Source organism: Amycolatopsis sp. SID8362 (assembly GCF_010550475.1).
Lineage (GTDB): Bacteria > Actinomycetota > Actinomycetes > Mycobacteriales > Pseudonocardiaceae > Amycolatopsis > Amycolatopsis eburnea.
Map to the genome: position 1 here is coordinate 1 of NZ_JAAGNB010000228.1, position 1,202 is coordinate 1,202.

1 protein-coding gene is annotated in these 1,202 nt (G+C 72.4%); it reads right to left on the reverse strand.

Going from position 1 to position 1,202, the window contains the following annotated elements; all coding sequences use genetic code 11:
- The coding region (locus G3I65_RS07615) for an acyltransferase domain-containing protein (protein ID WP_160695453.1) at positions 1-1,202 on the reverse strand (1,202 nt) is incomplete at both ends.

Below are 1,202 nucleotides of genomic sequence, written 5' to 3' on the forward strand. Positions count from 1 at the left end.
GGTCTCCGCGCCGGCGACGGGGCTTTCGGCCTTCTCGGGCCAGAACCGCTGGTGCTCGAAGGGGTAGGTCGGCAAGTCGACACGGCGGGCGCCGGTGAAGAACCCCGCCCAGCCGGCCGGAACGCCGGCGACGTGCAGCCGGGCGAGCGCGGTGAGGACCGCGGTCCGTTCGTCCCGGTCGCGGCGCAGCAGCGGTACCAGCACGGCCGGGTGGCCGCCGAGGTTCTCCTCGGCCAGCGCGGAGGCGACCCCGTCGGGCCCCAGCTCGGCGAAGGTGGTGACGCCGGCGGCGGCCAGCGCGGTGACGGCGTCGCCGAAGCGGACCGCCGCGCGGACGTGGTTCACCCAGTACTCCGGCGACGAAAACTCGCCCGTGAGCGCGCCGGTGACGGTGGAGACGACCGGGATCCGCGGCTCGGCGAACTCCAGACCTTCAACCACCGCGCGGAACTCGTCGAGCATCGGGTCCATCAGCGGCGAATGGAACGCGTGGGAAACCTTGAGCCGCTTGGCCTTCTCGAACTTTTCCGCCAGCGCCAGGACAGCGTCCTCCTCGCCGGACAGCACGACCGACTCCGGCCCGTTCACCGCGGCAATGGCCACACCGTCGACCAGCAACGGCGTGACGTCGGCCTCGGCTGCCCGCACCGACACCATCACCCCGCCCGACGGGAGCGCCTGCATCAACCGCCCACGCGCCTCGACCAACGTGCACGCATCAGCCAGCGACAAGACCCCCGCCACGTGCGCGGCGGCGATCTCACCGATCGAGTGCCCCGCAAGGAAGTCCGGCCGCACACCCCAGGACTCCAGAAGCCGGAACAACGCCACCTCGACCGCGAACAACGCCGGCTGCGCGAACTCCGTCCGGTCAAGCACATCCGCATCCGCACCGAACAACACCTCGCGCACCGAACCCGCAAGCCCGTCCAGCACCGCGTCCAGCGCCTCCGCGAACACCGGATACGCGCCATACAGCTCACGACCCATACCCAGCCGCTGAGCACCCTGACCGGCGAACAAGAACGCCGTCCGGCCGTGCCCGGCGGTCCCCTCGACGACCGAGGCCGACGGCTCGCCGTCGGCGAGGGCGGTCAGCAGCCGCCGCGCGTCCTCGGCGTCGTCGGCGAGCACCACCGCGCGGTGGTCGAACGCCGAGCGTCCGGTGGCCAGCGAGTGGCCGACGTCGGCGAGGTCCGCGG